The sequence below is a fragment of the Mycobacterium montefiorense genome, from assembly GCF_025823255.1.
Lineage (GTDB): Bacteria > Actinomycetota > Actinomycetes > Mycobacteriales > Mycobacteriaceae > Mycobacterium > Mycobacterium montefiorense.
The window spans coordinates 46,709-63,141 of the sequence record NZ_JACKVL010000002.1 but is presented as its reverse complement, the minus strand read 5'-3'; the positions used below and the strand labels follow the sequence as shown (position 1 = coordinate 63,141).

The following is a 16,433-nucleotide window of genomic DNA, read 5'->3' as shown; positions in this document are numbered from 1 at the left end:
GGGTCTGAGCGCACGTCGTGGGCGATCGCGGTGTCGAGCCAAGGCGCTGCTGGCCGCGATGGCCGGGCATGTGCTGATCCGCGGCGCACTGACCGGCACCCACAAGCGCTAGGGACTCGGAAGCAGTGCCTGCACCTCCGGCAACGGCGTCCCCGTAGTAGAGGTCGCCAGATCGCCCTTGCTCAGGGCCGTCGCCGCGGCTTGCAGCGCCGCGGCGGCGTGGTTGTACAACGCCGAACCGGTGCTGATGCGCTTGACCCCGGCCGCCGACAGCTGTGCCACCGTGGGCCGCTCCGATTTGGTACCTACCACAATGTTGACCGGCTTCGGGGCGACCGCTTTTACGATCGCTTCGACTGCGGCCATATCCGGTGGGTACGGGGCGTAAAGGACATCGGCGCCCACCTCGGCGAATGCGGTGAGCCGGCGAATCGTGTCGTCAAGGTCGTTGCGGCCCTGGATGAAATTGTCGGTCCGCCCGGTGAGCACGATGCGACCGCGGGCCGCCTGCGCGGCGGCGCGCACGCGTGCGACGGCTTCGTCGAAGCCCCGTATCGGCTGGGCGGGGTCGCCGGACGTGTCCTCCACCCCGAGCCCCGCCAATCCCGTGTCGATTGCGGCGCGCACCGTTGCGGCCACCTCCTCGGGGGTCTCGCCGTAACCGTCCTCGAGGTCGCCGTTCACCGGCAATCCGCTGACTTCGATGAGCAACCTCGCGTGCGCCAGATGCTCTGGGGCGCTCACGGTGTGGCGCCCGTCGCGGCGGCCCAGCGATGCGGCCAGCGCCGCCGACGAAGTCGCCAACGCGGCGAATCCGGCGCTCTTGAAGATCAGCGCCGACAACCCATCCCACACGTTGGGCATCACAAACGCGTCCGGCTGTTGGTGCAGCGCCAAGAACTGTTCGTAGTGTTCGGTTTGCGTCATGAGGGTCTCCTTTTCATACGCACCGCAGCACCAGCTTTCGCATCACTTCCCGGTTTTCTTCGGGAAAGACAACCGGACGACTTGCACTCGGCACACCAACGCTCGCTGAACTCGCCGGCGCCCTGCGCCAGCTGCGCGAAGTCGAGTTATCGGCCGATCAGTAAAGAGCGGTCTGACCTGCGGTTGGCAGTAGTTGGCAGCGCAAGGCGTCGATCTGGCAGTGCCTTTTAAGCAACGTCGACGGTATCGGTAACGCCACCAGAAAGGAACGTTATGTCCGCCACCACTCTTGACCGCACAGGTACTCGCGACGGATTTCTACGCCTCGCGATGCGCGCCGACGCCATTATCAGCGGCCTAGTCGGCCTGGCCGGAATTCCGCTGGCCGGCTACCTGGCCAACGTATCCGGAACCACGAAGGCGTTCGAGTACGGCATGGCCGCGTTCTTGATCAGTTACGGCGTCCTCGTATTCGGGCTGGCGGCTCTCCCGTCGGTGCGCCGCGCCGGCATGGCCGTCGTGCTCGGCAACCTGCTCTACACCGTGGCCGCCGTCGTTCTGGTGCTCGCCGATGTCTTCCCGTTGACCGCCACCGGCGTGGTCCTTACCCTGGGCTCCGGCATCTACACGCTGCTCTTCGCGGAGCTGCAGTACCAGGGCTGGCGCCGCGCGCGGACATAAGCCGCCAATGCTCGAGCCCGCTCGGTAATTCCGGGCGGGCTTCGAGCTAGTCTTCGGGCACCTCGCGCTCGATCTCGTCGAGCCAGATGCGCGCGGACATGTCCGACGGGGCGCGCCAGTCTCCGCGGGGCGACAGTGCGCCGCCGTGGGAAACCTTGGGGCCGTTGGGCAATGCCGAACGTTTGAACTGACTGAACGAGTAGAACCGCTGCACGAAGATCTGCAGCCAGTGCCGGATCTCCTTGAGCTGATAGGACGGTCGCTTGTCGTCGGGGAATCCGGCCGGCCAGTTGCCCTGCTCGGGATCACTCCATGCGTGCCGGGCGAGGAAGGCGATCTTCGATGGGCGGTACCCGTAGCGGAGCACGTAAAACAGCGAAAAATCTTGCAGCGCATACGGTCCGACCTTCGCCTCGCTGCTCTGCAGCTCTTCTTCCTCACCGGTCGGGATCAGCTCGGGAGTGATCTCGGTGTCGAGCACCGACTGCAGCACCGCGTCGACGTCGGACTCGAACTGCCCCGACGAGATGACCCAGCGGATCAGGTGCTGGATCAGCGTCTTGGGCACCCCGGCGTTGACGTTGTAGTGCGACATCTGGTCGCCGACTCCGTAGGTCGACCAACCCAAGCCCAGCTCGGAGAGATCGCCGGTGCCCAGCACGATCCCGCCGCGCTGATTGGCCAGCCGGAATAGGTAGTCGGTGCGCAGGCCGGCCTGGACGTTTTCGAAGGTGACGTCGTAGAGCTTCTCGCCGCGGGAGAACGGGTGATCCATCTCCTTGAGCATCAGCGTCGCGGTGTCGCGGATGTCGATCTCGTGGAAGGTCACGCCGAGCGCCCGGCATAGCTCGATCGCGTTGCGTTTGGTGCGTTCCCCCGTGGCGAAGCCCGGGAGTGTGAACGCTAGAATGTCGCTGCGCGGCCGGTTTTCGCGGTCCATTGCGTGTGCGGCGACAATCAGCGCGTGCGTCGAGTCCAGTCCGCCGGATACCCCGATGACGACCTTCGGGAAGTTCAGCGCACGCAGCCGCTGCTCGAGCCCCGAGACCTGGATGTTGTAAGCCTCGTAGCAGTCTTGTTCCAGCCGTTGCGGATCGGCCGGCACGAACGGGAAGCGCTCGACCTCGCGTCGTAATCCGATGTCACCGGCGGGCGGGTCGAGTTGAAACTCGATGCGCCGGAACGAGTCCGTCAATGGCCGGTGATGGCGCCGGTTGTCGTCGAACGTACCCATCCGCAGCCGCTCCGAGCGCAGCAGCCCGGTGTCGACGTCGGCGACCGAACGTCGCTCTCCCTTGGGGAAACGCTCGGATTCGGCCAGCAGCACGCCGTTTTCGAAGATCATGGTCTGGCCGTCCCAGGCCAAGTCGGTGGTCGACTCGCCCTCCCCCGCGGCGGCGTAGATGTAGGCGGCCAGGCATCGCGACGACGCGGAGCGCGCCAGCAGCCGGCGATCCTCGGCGCGCCCGATCGTGATCGGGCTGCCGGACATGTTGGCCAGCACCGTCGCACCGGCCAACGCCGCTTCCGCGCTGGGCGGAATCGGCACGAACATGTCCTCGCAGATTTCGACGTGCAGCACGAAATCGGGAAGGTCAGCCGCTTCGAAGAGCAGATCGGGGCCGAAAGGCGCCTCGATGTCGCCGATGCGGATGATGCCGTGTTCGTCGTCGCCGGGCGCGATCTGGCGGTGCTCGTAGAACTCCCGATAAGTGGGCAGATACGACTTAGGCGCCACCCCGAGCACCACGCCGCGGTGGATGACGACGGCGGTGTTGTAGATCCGCTGCCGGTAACGCAGCGGGGCGCCGACCACCAAGACGGGCAGCAGGTCGGCGGATGCGGCGACAACATCCAGCAGCGCCGTTTCGACGTCGTCGAGCAATAGGTCTTGCAGAACGATGTCCTCGATCGAGTAGCCGGACAGCGTCAACTCAGGGAAGACGGCCAGCGCGACACCCTCGTCGTGGCACTCGCCGGCCAACCGCAACACCGACGCAGCATTGGCCGCCGGATCGCCGAGCGTCGTGTGGTGCGTGCACGCGGCGACTCGGACAAAACCCTGGCTGTAGCTGTTGTAAAAGTCCATCGCCCTTCCATTGTCGCCTGTTATGTGTTCATGAGCATGCGCCGGGTATCACTTCGGCATGAGTGATACCGCAGTCTTGGTCGTCGACATGATGAACAGCTACCGGCATGACGATGCTGAAGTACTGGTACCCAATGTCGGCAAAATCCTCGGTCCGCTGTCCGATCTGGTCCGCCGCGCGCGTGAATGCGACAACGTAGACCTGATTTATGTGAACGACAACTACGGCGACTTCACGGCACAGTTCACCGACCTGGTCGAATCCGCATGCCACGGCGCGCATCCCGACCTTGTGGAGCCGATCGTGCCGGTCAAGGGCAGCCGACTGCTGACCAAAGTCCGTCACAGCGCGTTCTATTCGACCCCGCTGGAGTACCTACTCAATCGGCTCAGCACCGAACGGTTGATCCTGACCGTCACCGAGCAGTGCATCCTCTACAGCGCGCTCGACGCCTACGTGCGCCATCTGCAGGTCGTGGTTCCGACCGATGCCGTCGCCCACATCGACGAAGAACTGGGCGCGGCGGCGTGCAAGATGATGGAACAGAATATGTCAGCCAAGCTGACCACAGCGGCAGACTGCCTCGATTAAGGAAGGTCTGCGCACGAATCTTTCCGTGCACCAGAGGAATTCGTCAAAGGTAGGCTTGCGCAACCCGGGGCAACCCAGATGCATTGATGGCGCCTAATCATCTCGTGAGCGAGACTACCCGCGTCCTGGCCGACGTGGACGTATCGACGTAATAGCCACCCCGATCGGGTTGCTGACTCATGTCTTTCAACAACTCGATAATTTTCTGAGTCCTGGCACACCGAGGCGCCAACCACCATCCGCCCTCATCCTGGAAAAGGCCAATTACACCGGCTTCGCGGCAACGAGGAGCCCTGCGCGGGCCGCGAGCTAAAGACGTTTGAAACTCCTGGAAATTCTTCTAGTTTTCTAAGGAACTACGCGCCCTTCCCCTGTTACGGTCTCGTTAATCGCCGGTAGTGACGGTGTTCTATACAAGAAGGGTTGGGCTTGTGTCGTTTGTGTCGGTGGATCCGGAATTGGTGTTGGGAGCGGCACAGGATTTGGCTCGGGTCGAGTCGGGGTTTGGCACTGCGGGTGCCAGTGCGGCAGTAGCGACCACGGGGGTAGTAGGTGCCGGCAGCGATGGCGTGTCGGCGCTGCTCGCGGAGCGGTTCAACGCCCATGGTCAGGCGTATCAGGAGCTGCATGCACTGGCCAGGGCCCAGCAGCAGCGGTGGGCGGAATCGATGCAGTCCTCGGCGCTGGCGTATACCGATGCCGAAGCGGCTAATGCGGAATTAGAGGGATTGGCCAGCGACTTCAGTGTGGGGCCCCAGTCGTCGTCGGAGCGTCCGTGGTTCGGTGACGGCGCGGATGCCACGACACCGGGGGGTCGTGGCGGGGATGCCGGGATTCTGTGGGGTAACGGCGGCAAGGGCGCCCCGGGTGGACCGGGTCAAGCCGGTGGTGCTGGCGGGGAAGCGGGGTGGTTCGGTGCTGGCGGCGCTGGTGGCGTTGGCGGGGCCGGGGTTGCGGGTACCGCGACGACGATTGCCGGTGCTGGCGGGGCCGGCGGGGCCGGCGGGGCGGCGGTCTTCGGTACCGGGGGTGTCGGGGGTGCTGGCGGCGCCGGCAGCGCGGCGGCCGCAGGGGTAGCCGGCAGTGGAGTGTCGGGGATTGCGACTCCCGGGTCTGCTGGCGGCGCCGGCGGGGCTGGTGGGGCTGGTGGTAATGCCGGTGTGTGGGGCGTCAATGGCGATGGCGGCGTTGGTGGGGCTGGTGGTAAAGGGGGCGCGGGTGCGGCGGGCTTCAACAATCCCGTCGGGGATGGTGGCGCGGGCAGTGCTGGCGGTGTCGGCGGAAAAGCGGGTGCCGGTGGTGCGGCGGGCACCGGGGGTTCTGGTGGGGTGGCCGGTGCTGCCGGCGCCGGCGGCACCGGCGGCGCCGGGGGTGCCGCCGGTGCGGGCGCGGTCGGTCCTGCGTGCACCAGCAACTCGGGTGGTCCGGGGTATCGCGGCGGTGCGGGAGGCGCCGGGGTGCTGGTGGCGATAGTGGCGTGGGGGGCGTCAACGGCAATGGTGGTGACGGTGGGGCCGGCGGCGCCTCGGGCCGCGGCGGCAACGGCGGTGGTTTGGCTGGCACGGCCGGTGCTGGTGGCGCCGCGGGTGCTGGTGGTGTCGGTGGCGCTGCGGGTACTGGGGGTTCTGGTGGCCAAGCCGGCGCCCCCGGCGCCGGCGGTGCGGGCGCAGATGGGGGCAACGGCGGCAGAGGTACCGCCGGTATCCATGCCGCAGCAGACTCCGGGCGTGCCGGCGGAGCGGGAATCCCTGGTGGTGCCGGTGGCGCAGGCGGGGCTGGTGGTGACAGTCCGGGCGGTGTGAACGGATCCGGCGGTAAAGGCGGCGCCGGTGGAGACGGTGGTGCCGGCGGCAACGGTGCACGCAACCTGACCGATACCGGTGGTGCTGGCGGTGCGGGTGGTGCGGCCGGCGCGGGTGGCGCGGCGGGCACCGGCGGTACGGGTGGTGAGGTCGGTGCTGCCGGTGCTGGTGGTGCCGGTGCCGCCGGCGGGAGCGGCGGCGCTGGCGGCAAGGGTTCTGGCGGTGCAGCCGGGGCAGGTCAGCCCGGCAACGCGGGCGGGGCCGGCGGAGTCGGCGGGGCCGGCGGCGCTGCGGGTGATGGCGGCACCAACGGCGCCGGAGGGGCTGGCGGTGCAGGTGGCGCCGGCGGGACCGGCACCGACGGCGCTAACGGTAAGGGCCTAGCTGGCGGCAGCGGCGGGGCCGGAGGCAGCGGCGGGGCCGGCGGGAGCGCAGGCGACGGCGACGGCGAGGCCGCTGCCGGTGGCCAAGCCGGTGTCGGCGGCAAAGGCGGCAAAGGCGGTAACGGCGGCAGCGGACCTGCCAACACCCCCGGCGGCAACGGCGGCAAAGGCGGGGCCGGCGGTGTCGGCGGCGTCGGCGGGCTCAACTCCGACCAGGAGAGCAGCACGGCCAGCGCCACAGGCGGCGACGGCGGCGACGGCGACGACGGCGGTGCCGGCGGCACAGGCACCGGCCGCGCCGGCGGAAAGGGCGGAACCGGCGGCGCTGGGGGTAAAGCCGGAGCGGGCGGAGAGGCCAACACCGGTGGAACCGCCGGCGACTCGGGCACTGCCGGGACGAAGGGTAAAAACGGACCAGACGGCACGCGCGATGAGCCAAAATCCGAACCCACGCCGAAGCCCTTTGTCCCGCCCCCTGTCCGTACCCCCAATATCCCGATAGCGAAACGGCGCGGGAATCTCTTGAAGTTGCTAGTATTCATAAAAGAAATTACGGGCTCGAAATAGCAACACCGATAGCTGAATCGCCGGCGTTGTTTCGGCCACTACACCGCGCTGCGCTTCTCCGAGCATCTCGTCGGCGCTGGAATCTCGGCTTCGGTTGGCAACTCGGTTGCCAACATTGCAGATTCGTTCCATAGTGCGCTCGGCGAGGCGATCAACGGTCTGCACAAAGCCGAGTCCGTACTCTCGAATACGTGCCTAGCCGCCCCGAAGCTCCGGAACTGGTCGCGCTGTTGGCCGGACGCCGGATCGCGGTGCTGACCGGCGCGGGGATTTCCACCGACTCGGGCATTCCCGACTATCGCGGGCCTGATTCGCCGCCGAGTAATCCGATGACCATCCAGCAGTTCACCTCGGATCCGGTGTTCCGACAGCGGTACTGGGCGCGCAACCATGTCGGCTGGCGGCACATGGACGACACCCAACCCAACGCGGGGCATCGTGCGCTGGCCGCGCTGGAGCAGGCCGGGGTGGTGACCGGCGTGATCACCCAGAACGTCGACCTGCTGCACACCAAGGCCGGCAGCGAAAACGTGATCAACCTGCACGGCAGCTACGCGCAGGTGATCTGCCTGAGTTGCGGCCACACCATGAGCCGGGCCGCGCTCGCCGAGGAGCTCGAGGCGCTCAACCCCGGATTCATCGAGCGCGCCGAGGCGATCGGCGGGCTGGCCGTGGCGCCCGATGCCGACGCCGTCGTCGCCGATACCACGTCGTTCCAGTATCTCGACTGTTCACGCTGCGCCGGCATGCTCAAGCCAGATATCGTCTACTTCGGCGAAAGTGTGCCTAAAGATACTGTTGCACAGGCCTTTTCACTGGTCGTCGATGCCGAGGCGCTGCTGGTCGCGGGCTCCTCGCTGACCGTTTTCTCCGGCTACCGATTTGTGCGGCACGCCGCCGCACTCGCCATCCCGGTCGCCATCGTCAACCGCGGCCCTACCCGTGGAGATGAGCTGGCTACCCTCAAGCTCGATGGGTGGTGCTCAGAACTGCTGGTGCTGCTTGCCGATGAGCTGGCGTTGCGCTAGAACTCACACGGCAGGCTGCGCACGGCGTGTACAAAATTGCCCGCCACGTACGTCGCATCGCTTGCCTGAATGTCGGGCAACTGGCGCAGCAGCTCACCGAAGATCGCGCGCAGCTGCGCGCGTGCCACGTGGGCGCCGAGGCAGAAATGCAGTCCGCCACCGCCGAAACCGACATGTGGGTTGGGACTGCGGCTGAGGTCGAAGTGGTCCGGGCGGGTGAATGCCTCGGTGTCCCAGTTGCCAGACGAGTAGAACATCACCACCTTGTCTCCCGCGGCGATCTTCTGGCCTGCGAGCTCGAAATCGGTTGCCGCCGTGCGGCGGAACGTCATGACCGGCGTCGCCCAGCGAACGAACTCCTCGACCGCCACGCCGATCCTGTTCTCGTAATCGGCTAGCAACCAAGTCCTTTGGTCCGGGAAATCGGTGAGCGCCTTGATGCTGTGACTCATGGTCTGGCGCGTGGTGTCGTTGCCCGCCACCGAGAGCAGCACGAAAAAAGCCGCCACCTCGGCGTCGGTCAGCCGGTCGCCGTCCACCTCGGCCTGCACCAGACTGCTGATCAGGTCTTCGCCCGGGTTCTCGCGCCGCTCGGCGGCGAGTGTGCCGACAACCTGATGCAGGTACATCTGCTGCTCGAAGATGACTTCCAGTGCGGGGCGGCCGTTCAGGAACTCGGGGTCGGCCCAGGACACCAGCGCGTCGGTGGCATATGCCATGCGCTCGCGCTCGGAATCCGGAATGCCCACCATGTCCGAGAGCGTGCGGATGGGCAGCTCCTTGGCGCAGAGATCGACGAAATCCGCACCGCTTCCCGCGTCGCGAAGCTCCTCGACGATGGTCTTGGCGTTCGCCTGAATCGATTCCTCGATGCGGCGCACCTGCCGTGGCGTGAATGCGGCGTGGGCGAGCTTGCGCAACTTGGTGTGCCGGGGCGGGTCCATCGCCAGGAAGGATTGCGATGCCTCGAGCAGCTCCACCGGAATGCTCTCGAACATCACCCCCTTGCCGGACAGGAACACCTCGCTGTCGCGGCTGACCGTGACGATGTCCGCGCGCCGGGTGACCGCCCAATAACCGGGATCATCGGGGTCCGGCATCAGGGCGTCCTCGACCGGCGGATGCCAGCTCACCGGCCGCTCGGCCCGCAGCACCGCAAACGAGCGCTCTCGGTCGGCGGCCGTCGTCGACCAGAACTCCCGCGACGACAGATCAATCGCGTCGTAGGCACGGGGACGGCTGGACCGTCCGGTCAGCACTGCCATCGTTGATCCTCCGCCCGTCGTGAACTTCGTCGAACAATATGCCTAGACACTATGTCTAGTCAATATGTTGAATAATCGGTTATGCTCGGCAAATGCCGTCGGTCACCCGCAAGGCGCAGCCCAAGCGTGAGCACACGCGCCAGCAGCGGCGCGAAGAGATGGAGCGCCGGCTGCTCGACGCCACGGAGCGGCTGATGCGCGGCGGAGCCAGCTTCACCGAACTCAGCGTGGACCGGCTGTCGACCGAGGCCGGTATCTCACGGGCCAGCTTCTACATCTACTTCGAGGACAAGGGACACCTGCTGCGCCGGCTCGCCGGCCAGGTGTTCGCCGATCTGGCCGAGAGCGCGAATCGGTGGTGGAGCGTGGCCGGGCGGCGCGATCCCGCCGACGTCCGCGCGGCGATGGCGGGCCTCGTCGCCAGCTATCGGCGGCATCAGCCGGTACTCGTCGCGCTGAACGAGATGGCCGCCTACGACGCGGTCGTGGGCGCGACCTATCGCAATCTGTTGACCGCGATTACCGGGCGCCTGTCTCGGGTCATCGAAGACGGCCAGGCCGACGGCTCGATCCGCCCGGAGTTACCGGCAGGCAGCACGGCCAGCGCACTGACCTGGATGGTGGAGCGAGCATGCCAGCAGAATCTTCCGAGCGCGCCGGACTCCTACGACGCAGAGCTAGCCACCACTTTGGCCGAAATAATCTGGGCCACTTTGTATCTCAAAACCGCGTACTAACCTCAGACCGCAACGAGGTCGTCGGCATGCACCGCGGGCCGGCGTAGTTCTTCGGGCAGCTCGGAGGTGGACTTGCCCATGATGGCGGTGAGCTCGGCCGCATCGTAGGCAACCACACCACGGGCCACCACGGTCGCGTCCGGTCCGTGCAATTCGACGACGTCGCCGCCGTGGAATCGCCCGGACACCGCGGTGACGCCCGCGGCGAGCAGCGAGCGCCGTTGCCCCACCACGGCCCGCACGGCACCCTCATCGAGAGTCAGTGACCCAGCCGAATCCGCGGCATAACGCAGCCAGAAACGGCGGGCCGACATCCGTTGTGGCCGAGCCGCAAACACCGTGCCCGACGAGGCGTCAGTGAGCGCCGTCGCGGCATCCGACGCCGCGGCCAGCAGTACCGGCACCCCGGCGTCGGCGGCGAGCAGTGCCGAGGACATCTTCGACGCCATTCCCCCGGTGCCCAATGCGCTACCCGGGCCTGCCACCACACCGTCAAGATCCGAGGACGCGGCGACTTCAGGAATGAAGCGCGCCCCCTTGGTCTTTCGCGGATCGGTGTCATAGAGCCCGTCAATGTCGGAGAGCAGCACCAGGGCCTCGGCTCCGACCAGATGGGCCACCAGCGCCGACAGCCGGTCGTTGTCGCCGAACCGGATCTCGTTGGTTGCCACGGTGTCGTTTTCGTTGACGATCGCCACAGCATGCAGCGCGCGCAGCCGGTCCAGGGTGCGTTGGGCATTGGTGTGCTGGGCCCGCATCGAAATGTCGTGGGCGCTCAGCAGCACTTGTCCGACCGTGCGGCCATACCGGGCGAACGCGGCACTCCACGCGTTGACCAGCGCGACCTGACCCACGCTGGCCGCGGCCTGCTTGGTCGCCAGATCCTTTGGACGACGCGATAATCCGAGTGGCTCGATGCCGGCGGCGATGGCACCCGAGGAAACGATGACGACATCGGTGCCGGCTTTCATCCGCGCCTCGATCGCATCTGCCAGCCCGGCCAGCCGGCCCCCGTCGAACACCCCGGACGGGGTGGTCAGCGCGTTGGTCCCGATCTTGACGACCAGGCTGCGAGCGGTGCGGACCGCTTCGCGGTGGGCGCTCACAATTCTTCACCGCGTTCGCGACGCCGACGCCGCGCGGCCTTACGCTCGTCGGCGCCGACGCGCTCGGTACGTTCCAGCCTCGCATCGGTGCCGCGGCCCGTCAGCGGAACCTGTTGTCCCGCAGGGGTCTGCGGCTCCCAGTCGAATGTCATGTCGCCGATGGTCACTGCGCAGCCGGGTTGTGCGCCCAACCGCAGCAGTTCCTCCTCGACGCCCAGGCGCGCCAAGCGGTCGGCGAGATAGCCCACCGCTTCGTCGTTGTCGAAATTGGTCTGGCCGATCCAGCGCTGGGGACGTGCACCGGTGACCACGAAGCCGCCTTCGCCATCGGGCTTGACGGTGAAACCGCTTTCGTCGACGGGCACCGGGCGGATCACCGGGCGACGCGCCACCGGCGCCGGGCGCGATGCGTTGTACTCCGAAATCATCTTCCAGAGCACAAAAATAAACGGCTGCAGCCCTTCCCGGGTTGCCGTCGACACTAAGAATACTGGCCAGCCGCGCTCGGCGATCTCGTCGTGGACGAACTCGGCGAGCTCGCGCGCCTCGGGCACGTCAATCTTGTTGAGCACCACCGCCCGCGGCCGCTCGGCCAGGTCGACCAATGCCACATCACCTTGCAGTGTGGGCGTGTACGCAGCGAGTTCGGCTTCCAGCGCATCGATGTCGGAGATCGGGTCGCGACCCGGATCCGCGGTGGCGCAGTCGACGACATGCACCAGCACCGCGCACCGCTCGATGTGCCGCAGGAAATCCAGGCCCAGCCCGCGGCCCTCGGACGCGCCCGGGATCAAGCCGGGCACGTCGGCGACGGTGAAAGACTGCTCGCCGGCCGAGACGACACCGAGATTGGGAACCAGTGTGGTGAACGGGTAATCGGCGACCTTGGGTTTGGCCGCCGATATCACCGATACCAGCGACGACTTGCCCGCCGAGGGAAAACCGACCAGCCCGGCATCGGCAACAGTCTTGAGTTCCAGGGTGAGATCGCGGGCCTGGCCCGGCTCACCCAGCAGCGCGAAGCCGGGCGCCTTGCGGGCGCGCGACGCGAGCGCCGCGTTACCCAACCCACCGCGGCCGCCGGCGGCGGCATCGAAGCGCGTGCCCGCACCGACCAAATCGGCCAGCAGACGGCCGTTTTCGTCCAGCACGACGGTGCCGTCGGGAACCTTGACTTCCAAATCCGCACCGGTGGCTCCGTCGCGATTGCTGCCCATTCCCTGCTTGCCCGCAGGGGCGGTGACATGCGGACGGAAATGGAAGTCCAGCAAGGTGTGCACCGCGGGGTCCACAACAAAGACGATGCTGCCGCCGCGGCCGCCGTTGCCACCATCGGGACCGCCGAGCGGCTTGAACTTCTCGCGATGAACAGAGGCGCAGCCGTTACCGCCGGAACCTGCCCGCGCGTGGATGACGACTCGATCGACAAACCTAGGCATCGGGGGTCCTCTCAGTGTGTGCCTAGCGAGCCAGGCACACACTCACGATGCTTAGTCGGCGCTCTGCGCCGCGACGATGCTGATGGTCTTACGCCCGCGCTTGACGCCGAACTCGACGGCGCCGGCTTCCTTGGCGAACAACGTGTCATCGCCGCCACGGCCGACGTTCACGCCGGGGTGGAAGTGGGTGCCACGCTGGCGGACGATGATCTCGCCGGCCTTGACGATCTGGCCGCCGAACCGCTTGACGCCGAGCCGCTGGGCGGCGGAGTCGCGACCGTTGCGCGAGCTGGAAGCGCCCTTCTTGTGTGCCATGTCTGTCGCCTCCGCTACTTGATTCCGATGACCTTCAGGACCGTCAGCTGCTGACGGTGGCCCTGACGCTTGTGGTAGCCGGTCTTGTTCTTGAACTTGTGGATACGGATCTTCGGGCCCTTGGTGTGCTCGAGCACCTCGCCGGTCACCGCGACCTTCGCCAGCGCGGCGGCGTCGGAAGTGACGGTGGCACCGTCGACAACCAGCGCGACCGGCAGCGACACCTTGGCGCCGGGCTCGGATTCGAGCTTCTCGACCTTGACCACATCACCGACGGCGACCTTGTACTGCTTGCCACCGGTCTTGACGATTGCGTAGGTCGCCATCGTTGCTCCTGCCTCTTCCTCGCGTCTTCCGCGCGCGTGCAAGCTGCAATGCGCGTGGCGGGTCTGGGTTGCGGATCTGCGCCGATTGCTCGGGAGTCCCGCTGTCGTCGGCCGAAGTCAGCTGCCCGGCGTGACGACAACTGTCCAAGGGTACGTGACCAGCGGCTACAGGGTCAAACCAGCACCCTGGCGAGCCGCCGACCCGCCTCGGCGAACAATGACGCGCCCCAAGGCCTGGCCAGCCCGCCCGCGCGGGCGCTTATGGCAACGGAAAGAAACGCCCTGTCCTGGCATTTACCGTCTGTTAGCAACAGATCCGGTCAGTCGGCGTGGACGGGCGGGCCAGCCGGCCGACCCGCAGCGCGGCGGCGGCGATGACGTCCGAAGCCTGGTCCGCCGTCGGCCCCGTCCGCGTCGCCGTTCTCGTCTTCGTCAAGGTCCTCGTCATCGTCGTCGTCAAGGTCCTCGTCGTCATCGTCGTCGTCGAGGTCCTCGTCATCGTCGTCAAGGTCCTCGTCATCGTCGACGAGATCCTCGTCGTCTTCGTCGAGATCCTCGTCTACCGACTCCTCTTCGTCGACGTCGTCGGTGTCCTCTTCGTCGGCGTCGTCCTCGGTGTCCTCGAAGTCATCCTGGTCGGTGTCGTCGAGGCCAGTGGGACGCTGCGTCGTGGTCTGCTCGTCGACCTCGGTGGCGATTTCCTCGCCGGTCTCGTCGGTCTCGTCGGAGTCGCCGTTTTCGCGAGTGGCCATCGCCTTGAACATCGGATGCTCGCCCGGCGCGTGCACGGGCACCTTCGCCACGGCGGGCTGGTCGGCGGGCTCTTCGGATCGGTTCTTCTTCGACCGCTTACCTCGCCGGCCGCCGGGTTCCGACTTGCGCGCGGGCGCCGAACTCGAATCGACCGGGTCGCCGTGCAGCAGCAGGCCGCGGCCGCCGCAGTTGGGGCACGATGTCGAAAATGCCTCGATCAGACCGGTTCCCAGCCGCTTGCGAGTCAACTGCACCAGGCCCAGCGACGTTACTTCGGAGACCTGATGACGGGTGCGATCACGGGCCAGCGCCTCAGTCAGCCGGCGCAGCACCAGATCGCGGTTGGATTCCAGCACCATGTCGATGAAGTCGATGACCACGATGCCGCCGATATCCCGCAGCCGCAATTGGCGCACGGTCTCCTCGGCCGCCTCGAGGTTGTTCTTGGTGACCGTCTGCTCGAGGTTGCCACCGGACCCGGTGAACTTGCCGGTGTTGACGTCGACGATCGTCATCGCCTCGGTGCGGTCGATCACCAGGGTGCCACCGGACGGCAACCAGACCTTGCGGTCCATCGCCTTGGCCAGCTGCTCGTCGATGCGATGCACGGCGAACACGTCCGGCCCGGGCTGGCCTTCCGCTCCGGCGGGGGGGTCGTACTTCGTCAGCTTCGAAACCAGATCGGGCGCAACAGAATTCACGTACTCATTGATGGTGGTCCACGCCTCGTCGCCGGAGACGATCAGACCGGCGAAGTCCTCGTTGAACAAGTCGCGGATGACCTTGACCAACACGTCGGGCTCTTCGTAGAGCGCTACCGCCGCACCGGCCGCCTTCTTCTTGATCTCGCCCGCCTTGGCCTCGATCTCTCCCCAGCGTTCCTGCAGGCGAGTGACGTCCCCGCGGATGTCGTCCTCTTTGACGCCCTCGGACGCGGTCCGGATGATCACCCCGGCGTTCGACGGCACCACCTCGCGCAGGATCTCCTTGAGACGCTGGCGTTCGGTGTCGGGCAGCTTGCGGCTGATCCCGGTCGACGACGCACCCGGCACGTAGACCAGGTAGCGGCCGGCCAACGACACCTGCGTGGTCAGCCGCGCGCCCTTGTGTCCAACCGGATCCTTGCTTACCTGGACGAGGACGTAGTCGCCTGGCTTGAGGGCCTTTTCGATCTTGCGTTCGGCCCCGCCCAGACCCGCGGCTTCCCAGTTGACTTCGCCGGCGTACAGCACGCCGTTGCGACCCCGACCGATATCGACGAAGGCCGCCTCCATCGAGGGCAGCACGTTCTGCACGATGCCGAGGTAGATGTTGCCGACCAGCGACGCAGACGCCGCCGACGTCACGAAATGCTCGACGACGATGCCGTCCTCGAGCACCGCGATCTGGGTGTAGCGCGCACCCGGGTGCGGCGGCTCGGTGCGAACCCGGTCGCGCACCACCATGACCCGTTCGACGGCCTCACGACGCGCCAGGAATTCGGCCTCGGTCAATACCGGCGGGCGACGCCGTCCGGCGTCGCGCCCGTCGCGGCGCCGTTGCCGCTTGGCCTCCAGCCGTGTCGACCCGTCGATGCCCTTGATCTCGGCATTACTCGAACCGTTGTTGCCCCTGCCGCCGCTGTCGGAGGAGCCGCCCTTGCCGCGCGGCGCCCGCTCGTGCACCACGGTGTTCGGCGGATCGTCGGTTGACGAGCCTTCCTCGTTGTCGTCACCGGAACCCGACTTGCGCCGACGGCGCCTGCGACGACGCCGATTGCCGCCGTCCGAGGAACCGTCATCGGGGCCGTCACCGTCGTCGGAGTCATCCGAGTCCTGGTCGTCGGCATCGTCAGAGTCATCCGAATCGGCGGATTTCGAACCGCGCGGTTCGCCGTCACCGTCGTCGTCCTGGTCAGATCCGCCCTGTTCACCGCGGCCACGGCCACGTCCGCGCCGGCCCCGGCGTCGCCGCCGGTTGGCCGGCCGATCGCCCTGGTCATCGTCATCGTCGTCATCACCGTCGGAATCGTCGGTGTCGTCGGTGTCGGCGCTCGTGTCAGCCCTGGTGTCGTTCTTGGGCTCAACAGGCTGCGGCGCGACGAACAGCGGCATGTACGCGGGGCGCTCGATCGCGGTCTCGAGCATCAGCCGGGACTCGGGTTCGCCGGACGTGGGTGCTTCGGCGTTACTGAAGGCCACCAGGTTCTCCGGCGGCCGGGGCGACAGCAGATCACGCACCCGGACGGCGTCCTCGTAGTCCACACCGGAATGCGCGCTGCGGACTCGTCCATCCAGTGCGCTCAGCGCGTCCAGCACACGCTTACTGGTGGTTCCCAGCGCTCGTGCCAGCGAATGGACTCTCAGTTTGTCTGGGAGGTCTTCCTGGGCAGGCGTTGCTGAAGGGTCTGAAGTTTGGTCACCGTCTATCACGTATTCTCCTCA

12 protein-coding genes and 1 pseudogene are annotated in these 16,433 nt (G+C 66.8%); 5 read left to right on the top strand and 8 right to left on the bottom strand.

Annotated features, from left to right (window positions below):
- Positions 1-108: 108 nt before the first annotated feature.
- Positions 109-927 (bottom strand): isocitrate lyase/PEP mutase family protein, encoded by an 819-nt coding sequence (locus tag H7K34_RS00270; RefSeq protein ID WP_264058575.1) that lies wholly within the window; start codon positions 925-927, stop codon positions 109-111.
- Between the two features lie 273 nt (positions 928-1,200).
- Between H7K34_RS00270 and H7K34_RS00265 the strand changes: the two genes are divergently transcribed.
- Entirely contained in the window at positions 1,201-1,608 is a 408-nt protein-coding gene (locus H7K34_RS00265) for a hypothetical protein (RefSeq protein WP_264058574.1), read from the top strand.
- A 46-nt stretch (positions 1,609-1,654) separates the two neighbouring features.
- Here the strand turns inward: H7K34_RS00265 and H7K34_RS00260 are convergent, their stop codons facing one another.
- Positions 1,655-3,697: an NAD(+) synthase gene (locus H7K34_RS00260; protein ID WP_264058572.1), complete on the bottom strand. Its 2,043-nt coding sequence runs from the start codon at positions 3,695-3,697 to the stop codon at positions 1,655-1,657.
- Between the two features lie 58 nt (positions 3,698-3,755).
- Between H7K34_RS00260 and H7K34_RS00255 the strand changes: the two genes are divergently transcribed.
- The 3 genes and pseudogenes from H7K34_RS00255 (at position 3,756) to H7K34_RS00240 (ending at position 8,069) form a co-directional block, all read left to right on the top strand.
- Entirely contained in the window at positions 3,756-4,289 is a 534-nt protein-coding gene (locus tag H7K34_RS00255) for a cysteine hydrolase family protein (RefSeq protein WP_264058570.1), read from the top strand.
- Positions 4,290-4,720: 431 nt separating this feature from the next.
- A pseudogene (locus tag H7K34_RS26840) lies at positions 4,721-7,041 on the top strand (PE family protein).
- Between the two features lie 191 nt (positions 7,042-7,232).
- Entirely contained in the window at positions 7,233-8,069 is an 837-nt protein-coding gene (locus H7K34_RS00240; protein ID WP_264058561.1) for an SIR2 family NAD-dependent protein deacylase, read from the top strand.
- On the opposite strand, the gene H7K34_RS00235 is transcribed toward H7K34_RS00240, so the two are convergent.
- Positions 8,066-9,334 (bottom strand): cytochrome P450, encoded by a 1,269-nt coding sequence (locus H7K34_RS00235; protein WP_264058559.1) that lies wholly within the window; start codon positions 9,332-9,334, stop codon positions 8,066-8,068. The genes H7K34_RS00240 and H7K34_RS00235 overlap by 4 nt on opposite strands.
- Before the next feature lie 92 nt (positions 9,335-9,426).
- Between H7K34_RS00235 and H7K34_RS00230 the strand changes: the two genes are divergently transcribed.
- Positions 9,427-10,071: a TetR/AcrR family transcriptional regulator gene (locus tag H7K34_RS00230; protein WP_264058557.1), complete on the top strand. Its 645-nt coding sequence runs from the start codon at positions 9,427-9,429 to the stop codon at positions 10,069-10,071.
- A 2-nt stretch (positions 10,072-10,073) separates the two neighbouring features.
- On the opposite strand, the gene proB is transcribed toward H7K34_RS00230, so the two are convergent.
- The 5 genes from proB to H7K34_RS00205 form a co-directional block, all read right to left on the bottom strand.
- Complete coding sequence (gene proB / locus H7K34_RS00225; protein ID WP_165839788.1) at positions 10,074-11,180, bottom strand: glutamate 5-kinase; 1,107 nt, start codon at positions 11,178-11,180, stop codon at positions 10,074-10,076.
- Entirely contained in the window at positions 11,174-12,616 is a 1,443-nt protein-coding gene (gene obgE / locus H7K34_RS00220; RefSeq protein WP_264058555.1) for a GTPase ObgE, read from the bottom strand. Before obgE ends, proB begins: the two co-directional genes overlap by 7 nt.
- Positions 12,617-12,667: 51 nt before the next feature.
- On the bottom strand, positions 12,668-12,931 hold the full coding sequence (gene rpmA, locus H7K34_RS00215; RefSeq protein ID WP_264058553.1) for a 50S ribosomal protein L27: 264 nt from the start codon (positions 12,929-12,931) through the stop codon (positions 12,668-12,670).
- Between the two features lie 14 nt (positions 12,932-12,945).
- Entirely contained in the window at positions 12,946-13,257 is a 312-nt protein-coding gene (gene rplU, locus H7K34_RS00210) for a 50S ribosomal protein L21 (RefSeq protein ID WP_264058551.1), read from the bottom strand.
- A 320-nt stretch (positions 13,258-13,577) separates the two neighbouring features.
- The gene (locus tag H7K34_RS00205; protein ID WP_264058549.1) at positions 13,578-16,421 is read right to left on the bottom strand and encodes an Rne/Rng family ribonuclease; all 2,844 of its coding nucleotides are present in this window, start codon (positions 16,419-16,421) and stop codon (positions 13,578-13,580) included.
- Positions 16,422-16,433: the final 12 nt, after the last annotated feature.